Here is a 22479-nt window from a genome sequence, read left to right as displayed (position 1 = left end):
CCTAGGCCGCGACGGACGGGGTCGAGAGCGCGAGATGAATGGATTCGGCGGCGATCCGGCCGTCGGCGACGGCGGCGACCGTCAGATCCTCTCCGGTGGCGGCGCAATCACCGCCGGCCCAGACGCCGGGAAGCGTCGTGCGCCTTTCCTCGTCGACACGGATCTTGCCACCATCGAGCGCGATCGTCTCGGCCGATCCGTTCAAAGCTGCGGGAACGAGGGTCTGGCCGATGGCCTTGAACACCGTGTCGGCGGCGAGCGTGAAGGTGGCGCCCGTGCCTACCAGCCTGCCGCCCTCGTCGCGCGTTTCCTCGAACTCGATCGCCGCGAGCCGGCCCGCCTCGGTGAGGAGGCGCTTCGGCCTGGCGTTGTGGCGGATGACGACGCCATCTGTCTGGGCCAGGTCCTGCTCATATTCCGAAGCGCCCATCTTCTCCTGGCCGCGCCGGTAGACGACGGTGACTTCCCTTGCGCCGAGGCGCTTCGACTGCACGGCGACATCGATCGCCGTCATGCCGCCGCCGACCACGACGACACGGGCGCCGACCGGCAGGGTCGAGAGATCGGCGGCCTGGCGCAGTTCGGCGATATAGTCGACCGCGTCGGCGACGCCGGCGAGATCCTCGCCGTCGAGGCCGAGCGCGTTGACGCCGGCAAGCCCCATGCCGAGAAAGACGGCATCGAAGCTGCCGCGCAGCTCGGCCAGGCTGACGTCACGGCCGATCGCCTTGCCGTGCTCGACGGCGATGCCGCCGATCGACAGCACGAAGTCGACTTCCTTCTGCGCGAAGTCGTCGGGAGCCTTGTAGGCGGCGATGCCGTATTCGTTGAGGCCGCCGGCCTTCGGCCGCGCGTCGTAGATGACGACGTCATGGCCGTGCATGGCGAGGCGATGGGCGGCGGCAAGCCCGGCGGGACCGGCGCCGACCACGGCGACGCGCTTGCCGGTCGAGGGAGCGCGCGCAAAAGGCTGCTCGCCGCGCTCTTCCATCAGGACATCGGTCGCATAACGCTGCAGCAGGCCGATCTTGACCGGCTTGCCCTCCGCTTCCTCGCGGACGCAGGCCTCTTCGCACAGCGTCTCCGTCGGGCAGACGCGGGCGCACATGCCGCCAAGGATATTCTGCGACAGGATCGTCTCGGCCGAGCCTTCGGGATTGTCGGTCAGGATCTGGCGGATGAAGAGCGGAATGTCGATCGAGGTCGGACACGCCTTCACGCAGGGCGCGTCGTAGCAGAAATAGCAGCGATCCGCTTCGACGACGGCCTGGTGATGGTCGAGCGGCGGGTGGATGTCGAGAAAGTTGGCGGCATATTCGTCGGGCGACAGACGGCCCGATGCGATGTCCGGCAGATGCGACGGCATACGCTGATCCCTCCCTACCGGCCACATGGCCCCGGGTTCCCATGGTACGGCAGGCGTCCGCCCGCCGGTCGACGCTGTCCCGCGGCCCACCCCTCGTTTTTCTGGTTGTCGGGGCTGCGGTTCAAAAGCTTGATCATCTGGACAAATTCTCGAAAGCTCGTCAAGGCTTGATTTGAGCCGTTCCAATCTGCCGGATGCACAAGTTCGCGCCAGCATCGTGAAGCCCAGCGAAACCGCGGTGCCGCCCTCGGAGTCGATTGACGCCATACGAGGCATTCGCCTCCGCTCCAGCAGATCCTCACCCTCGATATGATCAATTATTAGGCAAGCACGTTGTTTGCGCAGCGGAAACGGCTTGCCGCAGCGTCGCCGGCATCGCTCGCCAACGTGGGACTCCGCAGATTTCCGCCTCTGGCACGCGAATTGCCACTCTCTCCGCAGGTTCAACCGGAGACGACGATGGCACGACCCGCAGATCTTGAACTGGCATCCGTGACCAAGAGCTATGGCGGCACGGTTGCCGTGGACGCGATCAATCTCAAGATCAAGGCTGGCACCTATTGCTGCCTGCTCGGCCCGTCCGGCTGCGGCAAATCCTCGACGCTCCGGATGATTGCCGGCCACGAGGCCGTCTCCGACGGCGACATCGCGCTCGGCAACGAGATCGTCAACAAGCTGCCGCCGGCCAAGCGCGGCACGGCGATGATGTTCCAGTCCTATGCGCTGTTCCCGCATCTCTCGGTGCGCGACAACGTCGCCTTCTCGCTGAAGATGAAGGGCGTCGGCAAGGTCGAGCGCTCGATCAAGGCGACGGAGGCGCTGAAGCTGGTCGACATGGAGCGCTATGCCGAGCGCCTGCCGAGCCAGCTCTCCGGCGGCCAGCAGCAGCGCGTCGCCCTCGCTCGCGCCCTCGTCACCGACCCGCAGATCCTGCTGCTCGACGAACCGCTCTCGGCCCTCGATCCCTTCCTCAAGATCAAGGTGCGCGCCGAGCTGAAGCGCTTCCAGCGCGAGCTCGGCATCTCGTTCATCCATGTGACGCACAGCCAGGAAGAGGCGATGGCCCTCGCCGACCTGATCGTCATCATGAACAACGGCAAGATCGAGCAGGCCGGCACGCCGCGCGAGATCTTCAACGCGCCGGCGACCGAGTTCGTCGCCCGCTTCATCGGCGGCCACAACGTCATGCCGATCGACGGCCGCATGGTGAGCGTGCGGGCCGACCGCCTCACCGTCACGGCCGAGGGCGGCGAGGGCGTCGCCGCCTCGGTGCGCGAGGTCGAATACCAGGGCACCGCCGTCTACGTCAGCCTCGCCACCGAGGCCGGGCTGGAAATGACCGCCATCGTGCCCGAGCGCGCCTTCTACCAACGTCCCTTCGAGACCGGCGACACCGTCACGGTGCACTGGGATCCGAACGACATCCACGAGCTCTCCGCCGCCAGTTGAACGCGGCATTCGACAACAAGCCAGAGGAGACAATGACGTGAACGACAAGACCAAGGGCATCAAGGGCGGCATTTCCCGCCGCACGCTGCTGAAGGGCTCCGCCATCACCGCGGGCTTCCTCGGCACCACTGCCGTGACCGGCTTCCCGGCCGTCCACGCCGACGAGCCGATCAAGCTGCGCTACCTGTCGACCGCCACCAACCAGTCGCCGGCCATCGCCGCCAAGGCCAAGGAAGTCACCGGCATCGACATCGAATACGTCACCGTCACCACCGATGACGTCACCAAGCGCATCATCACCCAGCCGGATTCGTTCGACCTCGTCGACACCGAATACTTCTCGCTCCGCAACCTGATCCCGTCTGGCAACTTCCAGGCGATCGACGCCAAGAAGGTGAAGCTCGTCGACAAGCTGGCGACGGCGATCACCAAGGGCGAGATCGACGGCAAGAAGATCGGCGACCAGGGCACGGCGCCGCACAAGGTGATGTATCTCGAGAAGCAGCGCGGCAAGGAGTTCGCCAAGGGCCAGACCGAGTGGATCACCCTGATCCCGACCACCTACAACGCGGACACGCTCGGCATCCGTCCCGACCTGATCAAGCGCCCGATCGAAAGCTGGGCCGAGCTGCTCAACCCCGAATTCAAGGGCAAGACCTCGATCCTCAACATCCCGTCGATCGGCATCATGGACGCCGCGATGGTCAACGAAGCCCTCGGCACCGTGAAGTACGGCGACAAGGGCAACATGACCAAGGAAGAGATCGACAAGACGATCGCCACCCTGATCGAGGCCAAGAAGGCCGGCCAGTTCCGAGCCTTCTGGTCGGACTTCAACGAGAGCGTCAACCTGATGGCCTCGGGCGAGACGGTCATCCAGTCGATGTGGTCGCCGGCTGTCACCGCCGTCCGACTGAAGGGCATCCCCTGCACCTTCCAGCCGCTCAAGGAGGGCTATCGCGCCTGGGCATCGGGCTTCGGCCTGCCGAAGACGCTGAAGGGCAAGAAGCTCGACGCCGCCTACGAGTTCATCAACTGGTTCCTCGACGGCTGGGCCGGCGCCTACCTGAACCGGCAGGGCTACTACGCCGCCGTGCTCGAAACCGCCCAGAAAAGCATGGAGCCCTACGAGTGGGCGTTCTGGATGGAAGGCAAGCCGGCCGAGAAGGACATCCTTGGCCCGGATGGCGGCCTGCTCGAAAAGGCCGGTTCGGTCCGTGACGGCGGTTCCTACAACACCCGCATGGGCGCGGTGGCCTGCTGGAACTCGATCATGGATGAGAACGCCTACATGATCCAGAAGTGGAACGAGTTCATCGCCGCCTGATCGGCCATGACATCGCCTGCGGGTGGGTACGCCAACCCCCGCCCGCAGGCGAGACCGCGCCGGACCGGGACCGCGCCATCCCGCCCGTGACGCCCCGGAGGCGAGCCGCTTCCCCCCTTGTCGCCCTCTTCCATCGAAACGGAGCCTGCCCGACATGCTGGAAATGAAATCGCGCTGGGCCCCCTACTGGCAGGCGGCGCCGCTCGCGATCGTATTCCTGATCTTCTTCGTGCTGCCGCTCCTGGTCACGCTCGCCGTCAGCTTCTGGACCTATACCGGCTATTCGATCGAACCGGCCTTCGTCGGCGACAACTACGCCACGGCCTTTGACAAGTGCCTCGCCTCGCTGCCCGACCTCTGCACCACCTTCCGCACCTATCTGTCGACGCTGAAATTCTGCCTGACGGTCTGGCTGATCACCCTCGTGCTCGGCTTCACGATCGCCTATTTCCTCGTCTTCGAGATCAAGTCGAACAATGTCCGCCTGATCCTGGCGCTGGTCACGACGATCCCGTTCTGGACCTCGAACGTCATCCGCATGATCTCGTGGATCCCGCTGCTCGGGCGCAACGGCGTCGTCAACCAGACGCTGATGTCGATCGGCATCACCTCCGAACCGCTCGACTGGCTGCTCTATTCCGATTTTTCCGTCGTGCTGGCGCTCGTCCACCTGAACACTGTGTTCATGATCGTGCCGATTCTGAACTCGATGTCGCGCATCGACAAATCGCTGGTCGAGGCCGCCTATGACACCGGCGCCTCGGGCTGGCAGACGCTCTGGAACGTCATCATCCCGCTGTCGAAGACCGGCATCGCCATCGGCTCGATCTTCGTCATCACCGTGGTGATGGGCGACTTCATCTCGATCGGCCTGATGGGCGGCCAGCAGATCGCTTCTGCCGGCAAGGTGATCGAAAGCCAGATCAACGCGCTGCAATTCCCGATCGCCGCCGCCAACGCCGTTGTCCTGCTAGCCATCGTGCTGATGATCATCTGGACGCTGCTGCGCTTCGTCGACATTCGCAAGGAGCTCTGAGCATGACGGAAGGACGCTCCCGCGCATTCTACGTGCTGTCGGCGGTTTTCGCCCTCTACGTGCTGTTCCTCTATGGCCCCACCCTCACCATCCTGGTGCTGTCCTTCCAGGGCCCGAACGGCGGCATGACCTTCCCGATGAACGGGCTCTCGCTGCACTGGTTCCACAATCTGTGGGCCGGTATCGGCGTGCCCAACGTCGTCGACGCGCTGATCAACTCGCTGAAGCTCGGCCTGGTGGTGACGCTGGTCACCGTGGTCATCTCGGTGATGGCGGGCTACGCCTTCCGCCGCAAGTTCAAGGGCGCCGACCTGCTGTTCTTCACGGCGATCGCCAGCCTGATCCTGCCCTCGATCGTCGTCTCGCTCGGCATCGCGCTCGAATTCCAGCTGTTCAACCAGGGCATCAAGAGTTTTGGCGACTTCCTGGTCGACAACTATGCCGATCTCGACAACGCGACGATGTGGACGAACTTCCTCGGCAATACCGGCATCCTGATCCAGGACAATTTCCAGACGCTGATGGGGCTGTTCACCTCCGGCATCGGCGCCCACCTGACCTGGACGCTGCCCTTCGGCCTCCTCATCATGTTCGCCGTCTTCAACCGCTTCAACCCTGCCTATGAGGAGGCGGCGCGCGATCTCGGCGCCTCGTCCTGGCAGACCTTCCGCCATGTCGTGCTACCGATGATCGCCCCCTCGCTCGTCGGCGTGGCGCTGTTCGGCTTCACGCTCTCCTGGGACGAGATCGCCCGCTCCTCGCAGACGGTGGGCGCCGTCAACACGCTGCCGCTGACGCTGCGCGGCCTCACCACCACGGTCACCACGCCCGTCATCTATGCGCTGGGCACGGTGACGACGGCGGTTTCCTTCGCGGTGATCGCGATGGCGATCCTCGGCATGCTGATCGTCCAGCATCGCCGCAGGCGCCATGGCTCCGACGCCGGCAAGGGCACTACCTGACCGACAAGCGGCCTTCCCGGCCAGCGATCGACATCCCGCCGCGTCCGGACCCTCCGGGCGCGGCGGTTGCATTTTGGCCACGGCGCACGGCAACTCGCGGAGGCGGCCGCGATGCCCTTGGAACCCCTGCCGATTTGGCCCGTTCTCACCAAGGGTCGCCTGGTGTGAACCGAGGATGAAGGCAGATGACAGCCAATCAGGGATATGCCGGTTTCGGACGGCCCGGGGACATCGTCAACGACAAGGTCCTCACCCGAAGCGAGAAGGCGGAGACGCTGCTGCACTGGCAAAGGTCGGCAACGCTTCTGGCAAGGCTCGCGCCTGAAGAAGAGCGCGCGGCTTATCAAAAGCTAACCATGGAACTGGCAATTGCGCTGGCCCGTATCGACAACGCAGCATCCACGCCGCATATACTTCCCGATAGATCTCTCAAGTCTTCGCAAGCTTGAGCAACGCACAGGAGTGCCAACATGGTGACCAAGAGCACGGACGGTTCCGACATCGCGGACCAGGTCAAGGCCATCCAGGCCGAATTGGCGTCACTCACGGAGACGATCCGCAAGTTCGGCTCGGAACATGCGAGCGCAGGCGCCGATGCGCTGCACAACGCCGCCGGTCGGGCGAGCGAGACGTTCCGCGCCTCGGCCGAGGAAGCGCGCCGCCGCGGCTACCAGGCTGCCGAGGACATCGAAGGCCACATCACCAAGAATCCCGTCCCGGCCGTGCTGATCGCCGCCGGCATCGGCCTGTTCATCGGCGCGCTGATAGGCCGGCGATGAGCGGCCTGTTCCAGGCCCTGACCAGCGTGGCGGCCGCTGCCGCCACGCAGACGACCGTCCGCACTCTCAAGCGGGTCGGGCTGCTCGCGGTCGCCGGCGTGTTCCTGATCGTCGGCGTCTGCTTCGGCGTCGCCGCCGGCTACCAGGCGCTCGCACTCAGCTATGGCTCGCTGGTGGCGAAGCTCGTCGTCGGCGGGGCGTTCCTCGTCATCGGCCTGATCCTGCTGCTCGTCGCCAACTGGCGCAGCGGCCGGCGCCAGCAGCAGGAAGTCGGCACAACCAGCGTGGCCCTCGCCTTCGCCATGGGCCTGCTCGGCGGGCTGTCGCGGAAGCGCTAGCGTCGGCCGCGAGCGAAAAACGAGAATGCCGGAGGCCCTTCAGGGCCTCTTTTGCTGTCCGCTCCCTCCACGCGCCCCTCAATCGAGGGCATGGCTCAGGGGAATGTCGATCTCGCAGACCAGCCCGCCGGGCATGAAGTTCAAAGTCACGGTGCCGTCCAGCGCCTGGCCAACGCCGCGCTCCAGAAGCGTGATGCCGAAGCCGGTGCGCTCCGGCAGCTGCACCGGGGGACCATTGGTCTCCGCCCAATGCAGATGCAGGCGGTCGCCGTCGCGGATGCCCCAGTTCAAAGCGATCTGCCCGCCCGGCACCGAAAGCGCGCCATACTTCGCGGCATTCGTCGTGAGCTCGTGCAGGGCGAGGCCGATATTCTGCGCCGCATCCGGCCGCAGACTCAGCGTCGGCCCGTCGATCCGCAACTGATCCGAGCCGGGATCGATCGCTTGGCCGAGCTGCGCGTTGACGAGGTCCCTCAGGATGGCGCCATGCCATTCGCGCGCCACCAGCAGGTCGTGCGAAGCGGCCATCGCCTGCAAGCGGGCGGAGAAGCGGGAGACAAAGGTCTGCAGATCGTCCGAGCGGGCGGCGGTCTGCCGCGCCATCGCCTGGATGACGGCGAGCAAATTCTTCGACCGGTGCGTCAGCTCGCGCATGACAAGTCGCAGATGCTCCTCCTGCCGATGCGACTCGGTCACGTCGACGGCCACGCCGGCCAGGCCCTGTACGGCGCGGTCGGCCCCGAGGATCGGTTCGAGCCGCAACTGGAAGAAGCGCCTGTCGCCATCGAGCGTCATGACGATCTCGCCATGCTGCGCCTCGCCCGAAGCGATGGCGGCCTTCTTCATGATGACGATCGGCAGCCGGGTCTCGTCCTGCCAGAATTCCTCGTCCGTGCGGCCGAGCATCTCGTCGCCGCTGAGGCCGGCGGCCGGGTTGTAGACCCAGTTGTAGCGGAGTTCGCGATCATGGCTGAACACCATGATCGGGGAACCGCGCAGCGCCATGTCGAAGCGGGCATTGGCCTGGGCGAGGCCCGAGGTCAGCGCCGAAAGCCGCGTCTCGTAGTCATGGCGCTCGGTCAGGTCGACGACCGCCGAAGTCAGGCCGACGATCTCGCCGGCGCTGTCGCGCAAGGGCTCGATCGACAGGCGCAGATATTGCGACGCGCCGTCCGCAGCCTTGACGACGACGTTCATCGACGTGCCCTTGCCGTTCGCGACGACGTTGCGCTTCGCCTCGGTCACCGCGGGCGCGACATCGGTCGGAAACAGGTCGGCGTCCGTCTTGCCGACGACCTCCTCGGCGGTCAGGCCGCGCCGAGGATCATAGGCCCAGGTGAAGATGAGGTTGGTATCCTGGCTGAAGACGGCGATGTCCGAGCCGGTCAGCGCTGCTTCGAAGCGCTGCTTGGCCGCCGTCAGTTCGCGGGTTCGGACCCTGACCTTTTCCTCGAGATCGCTTCGGATATCGGTCAGCTCCCGCATCGTGTCGATATGGGCGTCGATCTCGGATTTCAGGTGCCGGTTGTTGCGCTCCAGCAGCCGCGGCGACGGCAGGGCCAGCAATTCGGGCAGGACGAAGCGGATAAGGAAGACCGCCACCACCGCGCTCAGCGCCGCGACCGCCTCGATCAACCGTGCATAGCTGGAGGGCTGCATGATCTGCATCGCGGCCATCGCGAAGGAGACCGCGATGCCGAGCAGCAGCAGGACGAGCGCCAGCGCCACCCGCCGATAGACGGCGGGAAGATCGCGCCGCTGCCACAGGAAGGACAGCGCCGCCACCGCGATCGCGAAGGTACTGACGGAGACGACCAGCCGCGGCAGCGCGCGCAGCAAGTCATCGCCCATCACGTCCGCCCCCTGCGAAAGGACGTTGAGCAGCCAATCCATCGGATGGTCCTTCTGCGCTACGAAACCAAGGCGGCAAGCCGGCCGGCGTGGGAATCCCGCAATCGGCCGGAAGGAGGAGATCGACGGGGGACCGCAAGGCAATCCAGGCCGGTGAAAGCGATGCCGAAAGAGCGCCGGCAACGGGCGGCCGCAATAGCCGCGACGCGACGGCGCCGCATCGCCTGGCTGATCGCCGCGCGGCGCTTCCGGATCCGCCTAGGCCGCCATCGACGCCGTCGAGTTGAAGAACAGGGCCTGGCTGATAGCCGCCTTCACCGTGCGCGGGTCGAACGGCTTGGTAAGCAGGAAGGTGGGCTCCGGCCGCTCGCCGGTGAGCAGGCGCTGCGGGAAGGCGGTGATGAAGATCACCGGCAGCGTGAAGCTCGCCAGGATGTCCTTGACCGCGTCGATGCCCGACGAGCCGTCCGCCAGATGAATATCGGCAAGGACCAGACCGGGCTTCTCGCGGATGGCCGCCTCGACGGCATCGGCACGGGTCCGCGCCACAGCGGCGACCTCGTGGCCGAGTTCCTGCACGATGCCGGTCAGGTCCATCGCGATCAGCGGCTCATCCTCGATGACGAGAACGCGCGTGCGTGTCTGGCGATCGATCTCTGCCAGCGCCTCGGTCAGAAGGGGCTGGATGCGCTCGCCCGGAATGCCCATGACGGCAGCCGTATCGGCATCGGAGAACCCCTCCATGGCCGTCAGGAGCAGGGCCTGCCGGCTTTCCGGCGTCATGGCCGCGAGACGCTGCTGCGCCGTCGCTTCCTGCCGGCTCAATCCGTCGATTGTCGCGTCGGCGCCAAGCTGAGTGCCGGACCAGATCGCGTGGAACAGGCGATAGAGGGCAATCTTGGGATGGACGCTGCGATCGATGACGGCTGGCGAATTGACGATCGCATGCAGGCAGGCGCGGACATAGGCGTCGCCGCTGGTTTGGCCGCCGGTCAACGCACGCGCATAACGCCGCAGAAACGGCAGATGCGGCGCAAGTGCCTGCGAAAGACTCTCGGGCATGAATTCCCCTCCGTAGTGATCACTCTTTGATGCAGAACGCGGCGCGGGCCGATCGGTTCCCGATTCAGGACAAGTTTCGTGACGACTTTTCCGGCAACCATTTTTTAGGTGTCAAATTCATAGGAACCATTCTCGAGGTACGGCATTTCCATCCCGACAAAGACGCGCCGCGATCGTTACGGAGCGCAGCTTGGGCACAGCCAGGACAAGAAACGTGGAAAATAACGACAGCAATGCGAAAAGCGCCGAGTTTCGCTCGCCACTTCCCGCTCCCAACAGCCAGGAAGAAAAAGAGGACTGGATCGGGCGGCAATTGCGCCGTGTCTTCGACAATGCGCTGAACGAGCCTCTGCCGGACGACATCATGTCCCTTCTGAACCGGATCGACGACGAACCGGCCCCGGACGACCAGAAATCCCCGAAGGGCGGCGCCTGAGCCCCAGGCCCGCGATTCCCGAACGCGTGAGCCCGAAGCCCGCGACCGCCCTATATGGGAACTGCCCAAGGCAGTGATTGCCACGGAGTCAGACATGAAGAATGAACTGGTCGACGCCCTGCCCATGCTGCGCGCCTTCGCCCGCTCTCTGAGCGGCAATCGCGACCGCGCCGATGACCTCGTGCAGGAAACCGTCATGCGCGCGCTGGCCAACAAGGACAAGTTCCAGGCCGGCACCAATCTGCACGCCTGGCTGGTGACCATCCTGCGCAACCAGTATTACTCGGAAGGCCGCAAGCGCCGGCGCGAGGTCGAGGACTCGGAGGGGGCGCATGCGGCCCGGCTCGCCGACATCGGCGGCCAGCACGGCCATCTCGAGCTCGACGACTTCCTGCGCGCCATGCAGCTTCTCCCCGACGAGCAGCGCGAGGCGCTTGTGCTGATCGGCGCGAGCGGCTTTTCCTACGAGGAAGCTGCCGACATCTGCGAAGTGAAGGTCGGTACGGTGAAGAGCCGCGTCTCGCGCGCCCGCGCCCGCCTGGAAGAGATCATGAGCGGCGGCGTGCCCCTGCCCCCCGCCGAAACGGCGAAACGCTCGGCCGACGAGATCCAGCAGGCGATGGCGCTGCGCACCGGCTGAGTTTTTCCGTGTATCGAGGCCCAACAAAAAAGCCCCGCGATCGCTCGATCGCGGGGCTTTTGCTTGTTCCGGTGCCGATCGGGCGTCAGGCCCTCCGCATCAAATGCATGACACCGGAGATCAGGAAAAGAACAATCGCGACGACGAAGATGATCTTCGCGATGCCGATCGCCGTGCCGGCGATGCCGCCAAAGCCAAGAATGGCAGCCACAAGCGCTACGACGAGAAAGAAGATCGCCCAGCTCAGCATCAGGTCCTCCATGAATGTCTGCGGCATCGGGCCGCTCGAACATTCAATGCGGACAGAGCCCGCGAGTTCCCGTCTTCACGGATGGTCTGGCGACACCGTCAACGACATGCATCCCGGCGTCAGCGCCCCCGATTACTCGCCCGAAGGCTCGCGGCCGGTGATCGCGATACCGAAGCCCTGCAGGCCGACATATTGCCGTTCCTGCGACGACAGCAGGCGGATCGAGCGCACCTTCAGATCCCGGAGGATCTGCGCGCCGACGCCGATCTCGCGCCAGCGCTCCTTGCGCTGCCGCGCCGACATGTGACGCTCCTCGCCGTCGCCGGCGGCGGAACCATCCGGCCGCACGACGGCCGGGTCGCGGATCAGCACGAACACGCCGCGATCGGCGGCGCCGACCTTGCGGAGCGTCGTCTCGAGCCAGCCCTTCGAATCCGGCCCGCGCGAGATCAAATCGGAAATCGGGTTGGCGCGATGGATGCGGACCAGCACGTCCGGCTGCTCGGCGACGTCGCCGAAGACGATGGCGAGATGCTGCAGCGGATCGAACGGCGTCTCGTAGACGAAGGCCGTCGCCGTGCGGCCGCCGACCGGAACCTGGAAGCTGTCGACGACCTTGACGAAGTTCTCGGTGCGGGCGCGATAGGCGATCAGGTCCTCGATCGAGATGATCTTGAGGGCGTGCTCCTTGGCGAATTCCAGCAGTTCCGGCAGCCGCTTGACGGTGCCGTCGTCATTGACGACCTCGGCCAGCACGCCGGCGGGTTCCAGCCCGGCCAGGCGGGCGAGATCGGTCGCGGCCTCGGTGTGGCCGGAACGGATCAGCACACCGCCCTCGCGCGAGATCAGGGGGAAGATATGGCCGGGACGCAGGAAGTCCGAGGCGGTGCAATTGTCGTTGGCGAGCGCCTGGATGGTGTTGGCGCGCTCCTCGGCCGAAATGCCCGTGGTGAGCCCGACCTTGTAGTCGACCGTGACGGTGAAGGCGGTACGCATCGGATCGCGGTTGTTCGCAACCATCGGCGGCAGGTGCAGCGCCTCGGCGCGGTCGGCGCTGACGGGCACGCAGATGATGCCGCTGGTATGGCGGATCATGAACGCGACCTTGTCTGCGGTCGCCTTGGACGCGGCCATGATCAGATCGCCCTCGTTCTCGCGATCCGTGTCGTCGACGACGACGATCAGTTCGCCGGCAGCGATCGCGGCGACGGCTTCTTCAATCGTATTGAGGGCCATGAACCATGTCCGTATGCGGATAAGATCCTGTCCTTATAAGCAATCGTCCGCGGAGTGCTACTCAGGAAGCTGTTAAAACGGTTGTCTGATGACCGTATGGGCCTTACCAGTATCGCCACCGTAGGAGCGGCGTTGTTCGCGCGCGAACAGAGGAAGAGAAGACGAATGGCAGATATCAAGCGTTTTTCCGGTCGGGGAGCGATCGTTACCGGCGGTGCCTCGGGCATCGGGTTCAAGACCGCCGAGCGCATTGTCTCCGAGGGCGGAACAGTCTGTATCTGGGACGTGGACGCAGCCCGCATCGACGCCGCCAAGGCCGCGCTCGGACCGAACGCGCATGGTGTCCAGCTCGACATTTCCAAGGCGGACCAGGTCGAGGCCGCCGTGCAGACCGCTGAGGGCCATCTCGGCAAGATCGACATCCTGATCTGCTCGGCCGGCGTCGCCGGCAAGAACGCGCTCGTCGTCGACTATCCGATCGACGAATGGCAGCGTGTCTTCGACATCAACGTCCACGGCCTGTTCTACTGCAACCGCTTCGTCGCTCCGCGCATGCAGAAGAACGGCTATGGCCGCATCGTCAACGTCGCCTCGATCGCCGGCAAGGAAGGCAACCCGACCGCGTCGGCGTATTCCGCGTCCAAGGCGGCCGTGATCGGCTTCACCAAGTCGCTCGGCAAGGAACTCGCCAAGGACAACATCACGGTCAACGCCATCACCCCGGCGACGATCGACACGCCGATCCTGCAGCAGGTCAGCCAGGCGCATATCGACTACATGCTGTCGAAGATCCCGATGGGCCGCTTCGGCAAGGTCGAGGAGGCCGCCGCCATCCTGACCTGGCTCGCCAGCGAGGAATGCTCGTTCACCACCGGCGCCGTGTTCGACCTTTCGGGCGGCCGCGCGACGTACTGATTAAAGCTTCTCTTCAAAGCCGGCCTCCGGCCACATATGCGGCCGGAGGCCCTTTTTGTTTGAACGCTGCCGCTATCCTTCACCTCTCCCCACGGGAGAGGTGAAGGCGAGGCCCGATCGTGAGGGATCTGCTCACACCGCCTTACGCAGGCCAAGCGCCGCTTTGCCGGCATAGACCGCATCGGCGCCGAGTGCTTCCTCGACGCGCAGCATCTCGTTCCATTTCGCCATCCGCTCCGAGCGGGAGAACGAGCCGACCTTGAACTGGCCGGCATCCCAGCCGACGGCGAGATGGACGATGGTGACATCCTCGGTCTCGCCCGAGCGGGCCGAGACGATGGTGCCGAAGCCCGCCCTCTTACCAGCATCCAGCGCCGCCTTGGTCTCGGTGACGGTGCCCGCCTGGTTCGGCTTGACCAGCACGGCAGTCGCCGAGCCCTTCGCCGCCGCAGTGTCGACGCGGGCCGCGTTCGTCACCAGGAAGTCGTCGCCGATCACCTGGCAGCGGTCGCCATAGCGCTCGGTGAAGGCGAGGAAGCCGGCCTCGTCGTCCTCGGCGACGGGATCCTCGATCGACAGGATCGGATAGGCGTCGAGCCAGCGGCCGAGCAGGTCTATCATGCCGCCGGTATCGAGCTCGCTATCGTCGAGCGCCAGCTTGTAGCGGCCGTCGCGGCCAAACTCGGACGCGGCGATGTCGAGCGAGATTCCGACATCCGGACCGGGCGTGAAGCCGGCATCGGCGATCGCCCCTACCAGTTCGTCGAGCGCCTCTTCATTGGAGTTGAAGGCCGGCCAGAAGCCGCCCTCGTCGGCGACTCCCTGCAGCTTGCCTGCCTTCTTCATCCGCAGGCCGGCGGCGCGATAGACCTCGGCGGTCCAGTCGAGCGCCTCGGCGAAGGAGGAAGCGCCGGGGCAGATGAGCATGAAATCCTGCACGTCGACGCGACGCGCCGCATGCGCGCCGCCACCAAAGATCTGGATCTCCGGCACCGGGATTCGGACCCTCCTGCCACCGGCGAGATAGCGCCAGAGCGGCTGGCCGGCACCGGCGGCGGCGGCATGCAACACCGCCATCGAGGTTGCGATCAGCGCGTTGCCGCCAAGGCGGCCCTTGTTGGGCGTGCCGTCGAGGGCGACCAGCGCGGCGTCGACGGCGGCCTGGTCGAAAGCGTCCCTGCCGGCAAGGGCGCGGGCGATCTCGCCCTGGACGGACGCGACGGCGCGGGTGACGTCATGACCGCCGAAACGGTCGCCACCATCGCGGAGATCGACCGCCTCGCCGGTGCCGGTCGAAGCGCCGGCCGGCGCGATGGCGCGACCGATTGCGCCGGAGGCGAGCTGGACCTCGGCCTCGACCGTGGGCCGGCCGCGCGAATCCCAGACGCGGCGGCCGATGACCTTGCGAATCGTCGTGTCGTTCACTTCGTAAGTTCCTCTTCCCAGGCGTCGCGAATGGTGGCGAGCGTCGGCGGCGGGTTGGCGATCCGGGGACGGGCGACGCGGCGCACGCGATCCTTGTCGGCTTCCGTGGTGACGTATTCGGCCGGCGACTTGCCGTCGACGCGCGCCAGGAACAGGCCCGGCAGCAGGCGCGCGGCGCGCGCCTCGATCTGTTCCCGCGGCTCCCAGCCGACGGCGTCGAGATAGGCGCCAGCAAGCGCATCGAACGAGGCGAGATAGCCGGCGCGGCTGGCCGGAACCCAGAGGCATTTCAACAGCATGTGGTTCAGGCAGAAGGCGAGGTCGAAGGCCGGGTCACCATACCAGGCGCATTCGGCGTCGAGGAAGACCGGCCCGTTCGGCCCGACCAGGATGTTCTTCGGGCTGACGTCGCCATGCACCAGCGCAATCTTGGTCGCGAGCGTGTCGCGCGACAGCGACATCAATTGCGGCGCGAGATCGGGATGCGCCTCGGCCGTCGACTCGAGATAGGGCTCGAGCCGGATCGAATGGAAGATCGAATCGGTATCGAAGCGGGCGGTGATCTCCGGCGAATGCGCCGTCGCGCCATGGATGGCGGCGATGGCACGGCCGACGGCGGCGGCAAAGACCGGATCGACCCGCCCTGCCCGCAGTTCGGCCTTCCAGACCGGATGATCCTCCGGCTCCAGATAATCCATGGCGAAGGCGCCGACCGTGGCGTCATGCGCCAGCACATGCGGCACGGCATCCGGCACGATGCGGCCGGCCTCCAGCAGCCATTCCACCTCGTTGCCATTGCGCGATACCGGCGCCCGCCAGTCCCGCGCCACGCGAAGCTTCGCCAGCGCCCGCTTGATGGCGAAGCTGCGCCCCCCCGCCCGCACCTGCCAGATGTCGGACGCCACGCCGCCGGTGAGCGGTTCCGCGACGATATCGGCCCCGTCCTCCACCAGACCGGCGCGCACCAGCCACGCCGCCAGTTCGCGGTCGATTGTCTCCACCCTTGCCTCCCCAGGCATCTCTCCCTCCCGCCCGGCCTTCGGCCGTGGCGGAGCATTCTGTCTAGGTGATTTCAGCGGAAAATGCATCGGACCGCCCGGAGCCGACCGCATCCGGCGGCCAAGAACAACAGCCAGGTGACAGCCTCAGATCGGACGCATTCGCCTGCTCTCTTCAGCCGGTGCGAGACCCACCGCCGCCGGCTGTGACGGAATTGCCGCAGAATCGCCGGCTCCCGGAAAAATCGAATAGGCACCGTTGCCCGCTCCTTGACTTAGGGGCAGACCAACCGCACTTGCTGCGAGCGAACATTCATTCGCAGAATTTTTCGGGTGCCCATGACCGTCCTCGCCCAACCGGACACGACCGCCTCCGCACCGCGCGAAGCCGCGCAGGATGCCCGCCGCGCGCAGATCCTCGACGCGGCGCGCACCTGTTTCGCGCGTTCCGGGTTTCGCGGCGCCTCGATGCAGGAGATCTGCCTCGAAGCGAAGATGAGCCCCGGCGGGCTCTATCGCTACTTCCCGTCCAAGGAAGCGATCATCGAGGCGATCGCCCAGGACGAACGTTGCGGGGCGGCGGAGATCGTCCAGGCGATGCGCGGCCCCGGCCCGCTTCTCGACCGGCTGATCGGCTGCGCCATGGGCTATTTCGGCTATATGCGAGATCCCGGCGCCTGCGAGCTGATGGCAGAGATCAGCGCCGAAAGCCTGCGCAATTCCGAGATCGGCAAACGTTTCGCGCAGATCGACGACAGCGTGCGCGACATCATGCGCGAAGTCTTCGAGGAGGCGATCGAGAAGGGCGAGATGCCGCCGATCGAGGATCTAGACGCCACGATCAGCATGCTGCAGGCGGCCGTGGACGGCATCGCCCTGCGCCAAATCAATGACCCAGACCTATCGCTCGCCCGGATGGAGCCGCTGCTGCGGCGGCTCGTCGCCGGCGTTTTGGGAATGAAAGCCTGAGCGGCATGACGGCGGCGTGAGACCGCCCGTGCCAGCCTGACCAGAGGGGCCGCCAGAAGCGGCCGAACGAACCATGAAGCGCATGACCCGTCTCGCGGCCTCCGCCGCCTTCGTCGCCGCCATCGCCGCAGGCGCGCTCGCCTTGCCGGAATCGATGTTCTCGGCCTCGGCGAACGAACCGAAGCCCGCTGCGGAAGCCCCCAAGCCGCCGGCGATCACGGTCATCCCGGCCGCGCGTAAGGAGGTCGTCCAGACCGCCATCGTCGTCGGCTCGCTGGTGCCGCGCGAAGAGGTGCTGGTCGGCGTCGATCTCGACGGCTACCGGCTGACCGACCTTTCGGCCGAGGAAGGCGACCACGTCAAAGCGGGCCAGGTGCTGGCGCGGCTTTCGACCGACATGCTGGACGTCCAGCTCGCGCAGAACGCGTCGTCGCTCGCGCGCAACGACGCGGCGATCGCCCAGGCGAAGAGCCAGATCGCCGAGGCGACCGCCGTCGAGGCGCAGGCCAACGCCGCCTTCGATCGCGGCCAGTCGCTGAAGACCAAGGGCATCGTCGCCCAGGACGCGCTCGACCTCCGGGAATCGACCGCCAAGACAGCGGCCGCCCGCCGCGACGCCGCCGCCCAGGGCCTGGCGCTGGCCGAGGCCGACAAGGCCCTGACCGAGGCGCAGCGGCGCGAATTGCAGCTGCGCGTCGCCAAGACCGAGATCAAGGCGCCGACCGACGGCCTGGTGCTGTCGCGCTCGGCCCGCATCGGCGCCATCGTTTCCGGCGGCGGCGAGCCGCTGTTCCGCCTCGCCGAGGATGGCGCCATCGAGCTCGAAGCCCAGGTGCCGGAAGCCGAGCTGGCGCAGATCGCCGTCGGCCAGCCGGTCAAGGTCACCGTGCAGGGCGCGCCGGAAGGCATCCAGGGTTCCGTCCGCCTCGTGGCGCCTCGCATCGACAATACCAGCCGCCTCGGCCGCCTGCGCGTCGCGCTGCCGGCCGACGTCAAGGTCAATGCCGGCGCCTTCGCGCGCGGCACGGTCGAGCTGGCCCGCCGCGAGGTCGTGGCGATCCCGGTGTCGGCCGTCGTCACCACGGCCGGCGAGGCCACGACGCAGGTCGTCGTCGACGGCAAGATCCAGACGCGGCCGATCAAGACGGGCATTTCCGGTCGCGGCCTGGTCGAGGTGGTCGACGGCGTCGTCGCCGGCGAGGCCGTCGTGCTGCGCGCCGGCACCTTCGTGCGCGACGGCGACGCCGTCACCCCGGTCGAGGCCCAGGACGAAACCAAGGGCGAGGCCAAGCACGAGACCCAGAGCGAGGGAGCGAAGGGATGAGCTGGAACTTCTCCGCCTGGGCGATCCGCAATCCGGTTCCGCCCATCCTTCTCTTCGTCGTGCTCTGCGCCTTCGGCATCGTCTCCTTCATGGGGCTGCCGATCACGCGCTTCCCCAACATCGACGTGCCGCTGGTCTCCGTCACCGTCACCGACGCCGGCACGGCGCCGGCCGAGCTGGAGACGCAGGTCACCAAGAAGGTCGAGGACGCGGTAGCGTCCATAACCGGCGTCAAGCACGTCTCCTCGACCATCACCGACGGCCAGTCCACGACGGCGATCGAGTTCCGCCTCGAGGTCAATACCGACCGGGCGCTGAACGACGTGAAGGACGCGATCGCCAAGATCCGGGGCGACCTGCCCCGCACGGTCGACGAGCCGATCGTCCAGCGCATCGACGTCGAGAGCCAGTCGATCCTCACCTATGGCGCGCTGGCGCCCACCATGTCGCCGGAGCAGCTTTCCTGGTTCATCGACGACCAGGTCATCCGCGACCTGCAGGCGCTGAAGGGCGTCGGCCGCGTCGAGCGCATGGGCGGCGTCACCCGCGAGATCCAGATCCGCCTCGATCCGGACCGGCTGATGGCGCTCGGCGTCACGGCCGCCGACGTCAACCGCCAGCTCCAGATCACCAATGTCGATCTCGCCGGCGGCAAGGGCGAAGTCGGCAGCCAGGAACAGACCATCCGCACGCTCGCCGGCGCCAAGTCGATCGAGGATCTCGCCAATGCGCGGATCGTCATCTCCGGCGGCCGCGAGGTCCGGCTCGGCAATCTCGGCACCGTCGAGGACCATTGGGAGGAGCCGAAGTCCTTCGCCCGCCTGGACGGCAAGCCGGTCGTGGCGCTCGCCGTCTATCGCGCCAAGGGCGCCAGCGATGCCTCGGTCGCCGATGTCGTCGGCGCCAAGATCGCCGAGATCGGCAAGGCGCATCCCGACGTCACCTTCTCGATCATCGACAACACCGTCCACTACACCTACGGCAACTACGAAAGCGCGATGGATACCCTCTATGAGGGATCGATCCTCGCCATCCTCGTCGTGCTGCTGTTCCTGCGCGACTGGCGCGCGACACTGGTCGCGGCGGTCGCCCTGCCGCTTTCGGCGATCCCGACCTTCTGGGCGTTGTCGATGCTGGGCTTCTCGCTCAACCTCGTCAGCCTTCTCGGCATCACGCTGGTGACGGGCATCCTCGTCGACGACGCCATCGTCGAGATCGAGAACATCGTCCGCCATACCCGCATGGGCAAGAAGCCCTATCGCGCGGCGCTGGAAGCGGCCGACGAGATCGGCCTCGCCGTCATCGCCATCTCGACGACGATCATGGCGATCTTCGCGCCGGTGTCGTTCATGGGTGGCATCGCCGGCCAGTACTTCAAGCAGTTCGGCCTGACGGTGGCGATCGCGGTGTTCTTCTCGCTGCTCGTCGCCCGCCTGATCACGCCGATGATGGCCGCCTATTTCATGCGCGCGCCCTATGTTGGCGACGGTTCGGACGGCCAGCCCGTCTATGGCGGCTTCCTGAACGATCTCGGCCGCCGGCTGCGCGCGGTCATCCCCGTCGCCGTGGTCGTCGGCCTCGGCGCGCTCGTGCTGCAGATCTCCGGCGAGGCGCTCGTCGGCGTGCCGCTGCTCGGCACCCTGTCCGAACGGATCGCCGCCACCGGCTGGACCAAGATCGCGCTTGGCGCGCTCGCCTTCGCCGCCGGCTTCGCCCTGCTGCGCGCCTGGCTCGGCCAGCCGCATCCGGCCGAGGAGCATGACGGGCTGGTGATGCGGATGTACACGGCGCTGCTGCGCGGCACGCTTGCCCGCGGCATGCGCTGGGTGACGCTCGCGATCGGCATCGCCACCTTCGCCGTCTCGATCTGGGCCACCGGCCTGCTGCCGTCCGAGTTCATCCCGGAGGGCGACGAAGGCCGGCTGATGGTCTCGGTCGAACTGCCGCCGGGCACCGGGCTCGACGAGACCACCGTCACCACCGACAGGATCGCCGCCGCGCTCGGGCAGTTGCCCCAGATCCGCAGCGTCTTCGTCATGGGCGGCACCTCGCCGACCGGCACGCTGGAGACCCGCCGCGCCGCCGTCATCGTCGAACTGGTGCCGAAGGCGGAACGCACCATCAGCCAGAAGGACATGAAGCCTGTGATTGCTTCTGTCCTTTCCGGCATCCCCGACATCCGCTTCTACGTCGTCAACGAACGCGGCGACCGCGAAACGACGATCGCCGTCACCGGCCCGAACGGCGACGCCGTCGCGACCGCCTCGAGCGATCTCGAGGCGGCGATGAAGGCCGATCCGATGTTCCTGAACCCGGTCGCGCTCTCTTCCTTCGCGCGTCCGGAAATCCGCATCGTGCCGAAGCTCGACGAAGCCTCGGCGCTCGGCATCGCGCCCGACCGGATCTCGGAGACGATCCGCGTCGCCACCACGGGCGATGCCGACGCCAACCTCGCCAAGTTCACGGTGGACGGCCGCCAGGTGCCGATCCGGGTCGAGCTCGACCGCGTCGCCCGCTCCGATCTGTCGGTGCTGTCGGCGCTGCGCGTGCCGCTGCCCGCCGGCGGCTCGGTGCCGCTCGCGACCGTCGCCGATGTCGGCTTCGGCCAGGGCCCGGCGACGATCGAGCGCTACGACCGCGAACGTCTGGTCAAGGTCGGCACCGACATGGCGCACGGCTTCACCTCGGGCCAGGGCACGGAGCGGATCAAGACGATGGACGTCGTCAAGAACTTCCCCGATGGCGTCCACCTGCAGGAGACCGGCGATGCCGAGGCGCAGGCCGAGGTGTTCTCCGCCTTCGGCGTCGCCATGGGCTCCGGCATCCTGCTGGTCTTCGTCGTGCTGATCATCCTGTTCAACAGCGTGTTCCAGCCGCTGACCATCCTCGCCTCGCTGCCGCTGTCGATCGGCGGCGTGGTGGCGGCGCTGCTTCTGACCAACAACGCCTTCTCGATGCCAGTCATCATCGGCATGCTGATGCTGATGGGCATCGTCACCAAGAATGCGATCATGCTGGTCGATTTCGCGGTCGAGCAGGTCAAGCACGGCATGAGCCGCAAGGAGGCGATCATCGACGCCGGCCGCAAGCGCGCCCGGCCGATCGTGATGACGACCATCGCCATGGGCGCCGGCATGATGCCGGCGGCGCTGGCGCTCGGCGAGGGCGGCGAATTCCGCGCGCCGATGGCGATCGCGGTGATGGGCGGACTGTTCCTGTCGACGATCCTGTCGCTCGTCTTCATCCCGTCCGTCTACACGATCATGGACGACCTCTCGCATCTCGTCGGCCGCCTGTTCCACAAGGCGTTCGCGCCGAACGAGACGGACGAGCCGACCGACGGCCACGAGCCGTCGAACACCACGCCGGCGCTGCACAAGGAATTGCGGATCGCCGCCGAATAGGCGCTCCCGGGTCAGGAAGCCCCCCACCGCCCAGCCCCTCCCGCACGCGTGGGAGGGGCTTTTTTTCAGCGGCGCGGCAGCCGGACGAGCCGGCGGACCGGATCGCGCTGCCCGCGACGATCGCCGGCCGCCTCCCCTCGCCGCTTGCAGGAGAGGGGAGGCGCGGGCCTTGCTCCGATGCGGCGTTCACGACAGGTGACGTTCATCCCCGGCGCCGCCTATCCTGCGACCAACGGAGGAAACCAAGAATCATGATCACCCACTGCGTCTTCATCCACTACCGCGCCGACACCACCGCCGCGACCAAGGTCGCGATCCTCGACGGGCTGCTGGCGCTCCGGCCCCGGATCGACGGCCTGATCAACATCTTCGTCGGCAACAACATGAGCCCGGAAGGCCTCGACAAGGGGTTTTCGGAAGGCTTCATCGTCACCTTCCGCGACGCTGCGGCACGCGACCAGTATCTGGCCGACGAGGAACACGCCAAGGTCGGCGCGGCGATCGTCGCCGCGGCCGAAGGCGGCGTTGACGGCATCTTCGTCTACGACCTGGAGCACTGAGGCGCGCCGGCGGTCTCGGGATCCCCTTGGATCCCCTTGGATCACCTCTCCCCGAGGGAGAGGCGACGAGGCAGACGGTCGACACGACCGCCTTGGCGCCATGTGAGACCACACTCGGCCGTCATCCCTGCGAAAGCAGGGATCCATGTCGA

At 66.6% G+C, this 22479-nt stretch carries 21 protein-coding genes; 14 read left to right on the top strand and 7 right to left on the bottom strand.

Features of this window, described 5'->3' with window-relative positions:
• Position 1: 1 nt before the first annotated feature.
• Positions 2 to 1366, bottom strand: a complete 1365-nt coding sequence (locus tag OSH07_RS03600; protein WP_266337223.1) for an NAD(P)-dependent oxidoreductase — start codon at positions 1364 to 1366, stop codon at positions 2 to 4.
• A 459-nt stretch (positions 1367 to 1825) separates the two neighbouring features.
• On the opposite strand from OSH07_RS03600, the gene OSH07_RS03595 reads away from it, so the two are divergent.
• From OSH07_RS03595 to OSH07_RS03565, 7 genes are all read left to right on the top strand, one after another.
• Positions 1826 to 2815, top strand: coding sequence for an ABC transporter ATP-binding protein (locus tag OSH07_RS03595; RefSeq protein ID WP_266337222.1), 990 nt, complete (start codon positions 1826 to 1828; stop codon positions 2813 to 2815).
• A 37-nt stretch (positions 2816 to 2852) separates the two neighbouring features.
• Entirely contained in the window at positions 2853 to 4142 is a 1290-nt protein-coding gene (locus OSH07_RS03590; protein WP_266337221.1) for an ABC transporter substrate-binding protein, read from the top strand.
• Positions 4143 to 4296: 154 nt separating this feature from the next.
• Positions 4297 to 5178, top strand: coding sequence for an ABC transporter permease (locus OSH07_RS03585; protein ID WP_266337220.1), 882 nt, complete (start codon positions 4297 to 4299; stop codon positions 5176 to 5178).
• 2 nt (positions 5179 to 5180) lie between these two features.
• Positions 5181 to 6140: an ABC transporter permease gene (locus tag OSH07_RS03580; protein ID WP_266337219.1), complete on the top strand. Its 960-nt coding sequence runs from the start codon at positions 5181 to 5183 to the stop codon at positions 6138 to 6140.
• 185 nt (positions 6141 to 6325) lie between these two features.
• Positions 6326 to 6589: a hypothetical protein gene (locus tag OSH07_RS03575; RefSeq protein ID WP_266337218.1), complete on the top strand. Its 264-nt coding sequence runs from the start codon at positions 6326 to 6328 to the stop codon at positions 6587 to 6589.
• 21 nt (positions 6590 to 6610) lie between these two features.
• Positions 6611 to 6919 (top strand): ElaB/YgaM/YqjD family protein, encoded by a 309-nt coding sequence (locus tag OSH07_RS03570; RefSeq protein WP_266337217.1) that lies wholly within the window; start codon positions 6611 to 6613, stop codon positions 6917 to 6919.
• Positions 6916 to 7257, top strand: a complete 342-nt coding sequence (locus OSH07_RS03565; protein WP_266337216.1) for a hypothetical protein — start codon at positions 6916 to 6918, stop codon at positions 7255 to 7257. Before OSH07_RS03570 ends, OSH07_RS03565 begins: the two co-directional genes overlap by 4 nt.
• Positions 7258 to 7335: 78 nt before the next feature.
• Here the strand turns inward: OSH07_RS03565 and OSH07_RS03560 are convergent, their stop codons facing one another.
• Both OSH07_RS03560 and OSH07_RS03555 read right to left on the bottom strand, forming a co-directional pair.
• Positions 7336 to 9150: a sensor histidine kinase gene (locus OSH07_RS03560; protein WP_266337215.1), complete on the bottom strand. Its 1815-nt coding sequence runs from the start codon at positions 9148 to 9150 to the stop codon at positions 7336 to 7338.
• A gap of 216 nt (positions 9151 to 9366) precedes the next feature.
• Complete coding sequence (locus tag OSH07_RS03555) at positions 9367 to 10170, bottom strand: response regulator (RefSeq protein WP_266337214.1); 804 nt, start codon at positions 10168 to 10170, stop codon at positions 9367 to 9369.
• Between the two features lie 190 nt (positions 10171 to 10360).
• Here OSH07_RS03555 and OSH07_RS03550 point away from each other — a divergent pair, with 190 nt between their 5' ends.
• Complete coding sequence (locus tag OSH07_RS03550; protein ID WP_266337213.1) at positions 10361 to 10606, top strand: NepR family anti-sigma factor; 246 nt, start codon at positions 10361 to 10363, stop codon at positions 10604 to 10606.
• A 94-nt stretch (positions 10607 to 10700) separates the two neighbouring features.
• On the top strand, positions 10701 to 11246 hold the full coding sequence (locus tag OSH07_RS03545) for a sigma-70 family RNA polymerase sigma factor (RefSeq protein ID WP_266337212.1): 546 nt from the start codon (positions 10701 to 10703) through the stop codon (positions 11244 to 11246).
• An 85-nt stretch (positions 11247 to 11331) separates the two neighbouring features.
• Here the strand turns inward: OSH07_RS03545 and OSH07_RS03540 are convergent, their stop codons facing one another.
• Positions 11332 to 11496, bottom strand: a complete 165-nt coding sequence (locus OSH07_RS03540; protein WP_266337211.1) for a DUF1328 domain-containing protein — start codon at positions 11494 to 11496, stop codon at positions 11332 to 11334.
• 132 nt (positions 11497 to 11628) lie between these two features.
• Positions 11629 to 12732, bottom strand: coding sequence for a 3,4-dihydroxy-2-butanone-4-phosphate synthase (ribB, locus tag OSH07_RS03535; protein ID WP_266337210.1), 1104 nt, complete (start codon positions 12730 to 12732; stop codon positions 11629 to 11631).
• Between the two features lie 165 nt (positions 12733 to 12897).
• Here ribB and OSH07_RS03530 point away from each other — a divergent pair, with 165 nt between their 5' ends.
• Positions 12898 to 13647 carry an SDR family NAD(P)-dependent oxidoreductase gene (locus OSH07_RS03530; protein WP_266337209.1) on the top strand — a complete coding sequence of 250 codons (750 nt, stop codon included), beginning with the start codon at positions 12898 to 12900 and terminating at the stop codon, positions 13645 to 13647.
• Positions 13648 to 13779: 132 nt separating this feature from the next.
• Here the strand turns inward: OSH07_RS03530 and eno are convergent, their stop codons facing one another.
• A complete protein-coding gene (gene eno, locus OSH07_RS03525) occupies positions 13780 to 15072 on the bottom strand; it encodes a phosphopyruvate hydratase (protein ID WP_266337208.1) in 1293 nt (430 codons plus the stop codon).
• Positions 15069 to 16073, bottom strand: a complete 1005-nt coding sequence (locus OSH07_RS03520; RefSeq protein ID WP_266337207.1) for a phosphotransferase family protein — start codon at positions 16071 to 16073, stop codon at positions 15069 to 15071. Before OSH07_RS03520 ends, eno begins: the two co-directional genes overlap by 4 nt.
• Before the next feature lie 336 nt (positions 16074 to 16409).
• On the opposite strand from OSH07_RS03520, the gene OSH07_RS03515 reads away from it, so the two are divergent.
• From OSH07_RS03515 to OSH07_RS03500, 4 genes are all read left to right on the top strand, one after another.
• A complete protein-coding gene (locus tag OSH07_RS03515; RefSeq protein ID WP_266337206.1) occupies positions 16410 to 17039 on the top strand; it encodes a TetR/AcrR family transcriptional regulator in 630 nt (209 codons plus the stop codon).
• Between the two features lie 73 nt (positions 17040 to 17112).
• Positions 17113 to 18363: an efflux RND transporter periplasmic adaptor subunit gene (locus tag OSH07_RS03510; protein WP_266337205.1), complete on the top strand. Its 1251-nt coding sequence runs from the start codon at positions 17113 to 17115 to the stop codon at positions 18361 to 18363.
• Positions 18360 to 21767 (top strand): efflux RND transporter permease subunit, encoded by a 3408-nt coding sequence (locus OSH07_RS03505; RefSeq protein WP_266337204.1) that lies wholly within the window; start codon positions 18360 to 18362, stop codon positions 21765 to 21767. The genes OSH07_RS03510 and OSH07_RS03505 overlap by 4 nt, the downstream gene beginning before the upstream one ends.
• Before the next feature lie 251 nt (positions 21768 to 22018).
• Complete coding sequence (locus OSH07_RS03500; protein WP_266337203.1) at positions 22019 to 22327, top strand: Dabb family protein; 309 nt, start codon at positions 22019 to 22021, stop codon at positions 22325 to 22327.
• Positions 22328 to 22479 lie beyond the last annotated feature (152 nt).

Origin of the sequence: Kaistia nematophila (assembly GCF_026343855.1) — a bacterium.
Classification (GTDB): Bacteria; Pseudomonadota; Alphaproteobacteria; order Rhizobiales; family Kaistiaceae; genus Kaistia; species Kaistia nematophila.
Note: the sequence above shows the minus strand (reverse complement) of the source record. Positions and strands in the feature narration are given on the sequence as shown.

Excerpts from the sequence above, each read along its gene's own strand:
- OSH07_RS03575 (WP_266337218.1), top strand. The coding sequence starts at position 6,326 with ATGACAGCCAATCAGGGATATGCCGGTTTCGGACGGCCCGGGGACATC.
- OSH07_RS03565 (WP_266337216.1), top strand. The coding sequence starts at position 6,916 with ATGAGCGGCCTGTTCCAGGCCCTGACCAGCGTGGCGGCCGCTGCCGCC.
- OSH07_RS03530 (WP_266337209.1), top strand. The coding sequence starts at position 12,898 with ATGGCAGATATCAAGCGTTTTTCCGGTCGGGGAGCGATCGTTACCGGC.
- OSH07_RS03540 (WP_266337211.1), bottom strand. The coding sequence starts at position 11,496 with ATGCTGAGCTGGGCGATCTTCTTTCTCGTCGTAGCGCTTGTGGCTGCC.
- OSH07_RS03595 (WP_266337222.1), top strand. The coding sequence starts at position 1,826 with ATGGCACGACCCGCAGATCTTGAACTGGCATCCGTGACCAAGAGCTAT.
- OSH07_RS03560 (WP_266337215.1), bottom strand. The coding sequence starts at position 9,150 with ATGGATTGGCTGCTCAACGTCCTTTCGCAGGGGGCGGACGTGATGGGC.
- OSH07_RS03510 (WP_266337205.1), top strand. The coding sequence starts at position 17,113 with ATGAAGCGCATGACCCGTCTCGCGGCCTCCGCCGCCTTCGTCGCCGCC.
- OSH07_RS03545 (WP_266337212.1), top strand. The coding sequence starts at position 10,701 with ATGAAGAATGAACTGGTCGACGCCCTGCCCATGCTGCGCGCCTTCGCC.
- OSH07_RS03515 (WP_266337206.1), top strand. The coding sequence starts at position 16,410 with ATGACCGTCCTCGCCCAACCGGACACGACCGCCTCCGCACCGCGCGAA.
- OSH07_RS03505 (WP_266337204.1), top strand. The coding sequence starts at position 18,360 with ATGAGCTGGAACTTCTCCGCCTGGGCGATCCGCAATCCGGTTCCGCCC.
- OSH07_RS03570 (WP_266337217.1), top strand. The coding sequence starts at position 6,611 with ATGGTGACCAAGAGCACGGACGGTTCCGACATCGCGGACCAGGTCAAG.
- OSH07_RS03600 (WP_266337223.1), bottom strand. The coding sequence starts at position 1,366 with ATGCCGTCGCATCTGCCGGACATCGCATCGGGCCGTCTGTCGCCCGAC.
- OSH07_RS03500 (WP_266337203.1), top strand. The coding sequence starts at position 22,019 with ATGATCACCCACTGCGTCTTCATCCACTACCGCGCCGACACCACCGCC.
- OSH07_RS03585 (WP_266337220.1), top strand. The coding sequence starts at position 4,297 with ATGCTGGAAATGAAATCGCGCTGGGCCCCCTACTGGCAGGCGGCGCCG.
- OSH07_RS03580 (WP_266337219.1), top strand. The coding sequence starts at position 5,181 with ATGACGGAAGGACGCTCCCGCGCATTCTACGTGCTGTCGGCGGTTTTC.
- ribB (WP_266337210.1), bottom strand. The coding sequence starts at position 12,732 with ATGGCCCTCAATACGATTGAAGAAGCCGTCGCCGCGATCGCTGCCGGC.
- OSH07_RS03555 (WP_266337214.1), bottom strand. The coding sequence starts at position 10,170 with ATGCCCGAGAGTCTTTCGCAGGCACTTGCGCCGCATCTGCCGTTTCTG.